At 51.2% G+C, this 3338-nt stretch carries 3 protein-coding genes and 1 pseudogene; all 4 read left to right on the forward strand.

Features of this window, described 5'->3' with window-relative positions; translation table 11 throughout:
* Positions 1–957: pseudogene (locus tag J5I83_RS04185) on the forward strand (undecaprenyl/decaprenyl-phosphate alpha-N-acetylglucosaminyl 1-phosphate transferase); the annotation flags it as partial.
* A gap of 2 nt (positions 958–959) precedes the next feature.
* Complete coding sequence (gene cysC / locus J5I83_RS04190; protein ID WP_304053522.1) at positions 960–1577, forward strand: adenylyl-sulfate kinase; 618 nt, start codon at positions 960–962, stop codon at positions 1575–1577.
* A gap of 63 nt (positions 1578–1640) precedes the next feature.
* Entirely contained in the window at positions 1641–2216 is a 576-nt protein-coding gene (locus J5I83_RS04195) for a transcription termination/antitermination protein NusG (RefSeq protein WP_304053523.1), read from the forward strand.
* Between the two features lie 266 nt (positions 2217–2482).
* Positions 2483–3338: nucleotide sugar dehydrogenase (locus J5I83_RS04200; RefSeq protein WP_304053525.1), on the forward strand; the 856-nt coding region annotated here is incomplete at its 3' end.

Below are 3338 nucleotides of genomic sequence, written 5' to 3' on the forward strand. Positions count from 1 at the left end.
GACAATGGCAGCATGCTGCTCGGCTTCCTGTTTGCCTGGCTGCTGGTTGATCTCTCGCAAGGAACTGACCCAGCCATCACCCCCGTCACGGCCATCTGGTTATTCTCCATCCCGCTGATGGATACCATCAGAGTCATGCTGCGGCGCGTATGGTTAAGGAAATCTCCATTTACGCCCGATCGCAACCATTTGCACCATATTCTGCTGCATGCGGGCTTCCGTATCGAAGACACGGTGATTACCATCGCCTCCCTGCATTTATTTTTCGGCCTGATCGGGTTGGCAGGTTTATATCTGGCTGTGCCCGAATTTGTCATGCTGCTTGGGTTTCTGCTTGTCTTCTCGGGATATTGCTATGCAACCCTGCATCCCTGGTACTTCATCATGGCATTGCGCCGCCTGCATGCTGTTTTAGGGCTGCTGTCCGTAAAAGAACATGGGTTGTTCCTGGGCAGCTACACCGCGCAAGAAGCCGAGAATTTGGTCAGACTGGTTTCCAGAGAACTCGGCTCCAGAGCAGATTCCTGGATGCAGGTTTTAGAAAAACAATCCTTGCAGCAAAATGCTGACAAGCGCTATGCCGTTGCAGTCAATATCCGCTTGATGAATAGCGATAACATCACTGACGAAGAAATTCAACGATATGTCGCGCAACTACAGCAACGGATGATGGAGCAGCTAGGCATACAGGTGCGCGAATTTATTAAACGCGATAGCAATAATGACCGAAGAATCCTCGATCACAGCAACCTCAGCGGTATCGAATTACGCGTTGCGGAAAGACGTAACCCTGATGCGTCATTGCTAGTGCTTGAAGTCATGTTCGACAAGCTGGCATCTGAACAACGTTCTACTTCTGAAACAGAAGGCTCGCTTACTGAATCTCAGGAACAATCCTTGCTGCGCTCTGTTTCACAGGAAAAACTGATCAAACTGATCAATAGCCAGGAGATTTAATCATGACTGCGCAACCAGCTTCCAGTAATATTATCTGGCATCGCGCCACCGTTACCCGCGCCAGACGCGAAGCGCTCAACGGGCATCGCGGCGCAATTCTCTGGTTTACCGGATTATCCGGCGCAGGTAAATCTACGCTGGCACACGCCGTCGAAGAACAACTGCATCAGCGTGGCTACCGGACCTTCGTGCTGGATGGCGACAATGTCCGCCACGGTCTTTGTAAAGATCTGGGTTTTACACCCGAAGACCGGGTAGAAAATATCCGCCGCATTGGTGAAATGGCCAAACTCTTCATTGAAGCAGGCATCATCGTACTGACCGCTTTTATCTCCCCTTTCAGGGCAGAACGTGAACGCGTGCGTAGCTTGGTCGAGCAAGGTGATTTCATTGAAATCCATTGCGATAGCCCGCTGGAAGTCTGTGAATCGCGCGATGTGAAAGGTCTCTACAAAAAAGCGCGTGCTGGCCTGATCCCTGATTTCACCGGCATATCATCCCCCTATGAAACACCGCAAAACCCGGAACTCATCGTCAACACAGGAACAACCGATTTGAATAGCTGTGTGCGCCAAGTCATCAGTGAGTTAAAGCGGCGTGGCATTTTAGAGAAAGTTTGATTGTTAAATCATCAACATCAATATTTGCACGAAAGGAACGATGAATTAATGATCGCAGAAACCATGAAACAGTTATCGCTTGAACAAACTGCATTCAATTACAGCAATGCGCTAGTAATCAATGATTTCGAAACCGGTTCACCGTGGTATGTGGCACAAACCAAGCCACGGCAAGAATCCACTGCCGTGATGCATCTTCAACGCCAGGGCTATAAAACCTATCTGCCCATGCTCACCCGCTGGAAGAAACGCCATGGACAGTGGTGCCGTGTGCAGGAAGTCTGCTTTCCACGCTATATGTTCTTCAGTCCCGGCAGACCGCAGCAAGGTCTCGGCCCCGTACGCAGCACGCAAGGCGTGTCGTCGCTGGTCGCCTTTGGTCAGGTTCCAGCCACAATTGAGTGCGATGTCCTGGTGGCACTGAACCAGCTCGAGCAAATGCGAGCGCGGCAGGAAGCTATTGAAAAAGCTGTCAGTCCATTTGCCGCGGGTGACACAGTGCGCATCGAATCCGGCCCGCTTAGCGGCCTGACCGGCATTGTCTCTGCAAGCAGCACTGAGCGGGTTGCCGTCATGCTCAGCTTGCTGGGCCGTGAGAAAAACATAAGCATCGCGGCAAACGCACTGTCGAGATTATGAAAAATTTGTATCAAATACCCGGCTGCAAGACAAGTTGAAATACAGTAATAAGACACAGTAGTAGATTTTTAGCGAAACGTTGCTTTTACAGCTTCGGTTTCGCATCCCCTGATAAACAGTTTTTTAGCCTGGAATGAGCAGTATCAGGCAGAAATGAAACAAACATTTGCTGAACATCACAGTTCGGGCATGGCGGTAGCGTGCCTGAAGAGACCTGCAACTTGTTGTAACTTGATTTGTTAAATTTGAAATCCAAGGAACTACGCATGAACAATCCCATCATCGCTGTCGTCGGCTTAGGCTATGTCGGCCTGCCCCTCGCTGTTGAATTCGGCAAGAAATTCCAAACCATCGGCTTCGACCCATCGGAAGCCAAGATCGCCAACTACAAAAATTATTGCGATCCTACCGGCGAAGTCAGTAGCGAAAACCTGAAAGCAGCCACCTTGCTCACAGTCAGCACCGATCCCGCCAGTATTAGCATAGCCGACTTCATCATCGTTGCCGTACCCACCCCAGTCAATGCAGCGCACATCCCTGATTTCTTCCCGCTGAAAAGCGCTTCCATCACAGTTGGCAAGCATATGAAGAATGGCGCTACCGTGATTTATGAATCCACTGTCTACCCGGGCGCGACCGAAGAAGTCTGCGTCCCCCTGCTGGAAAAACACTCGGGCATGCGCTGGGCTTGCGCGCAAAAAGCAGAAGGGCAGGAAGAAAAAGGGATTTTTCATGTTGGCTACTCACCCGAACGGATCAACCCTGGCGATAAGGAACGCACTGTCACCAAAATCCTGAAAATCGTCTCCGGCGATGACGGCCCCACCACTGAAGCCGTCGCCGAGCTTTACGCTTCCGTGATCACCGCGGGTGTATACCGCGCCAGCAGCATCAAGGTAGCTGAAGCAGCCAAGGTGATCGAAAACACCCAGCGTGACCTGAACATCGCCTTGATCAATGAACTCGCTATGATCTTCGACCGTGTCGGCATCGACACTCATGAAGTGCTGCAGGCCGCGGGCACAAAATGGAATTTCCTACCTTTCCGCCCTGGTCTGGTCGGCGGCCACTGCATCGGCGTCGATCCCTACTATCTCACCCATAAGGCGGAAATGCTCGGCT

Origin of the sequence: Nitrosomonas communis, assembly GCF_024102715.1 — a bacterium.
Lineage (GTDB): Bacteria > Pseudomonadota > Gammaproteobacteria > Burkholderiales > Nitrosomonadaceae > Nitrosomonas > Nitrosomonas communis_B.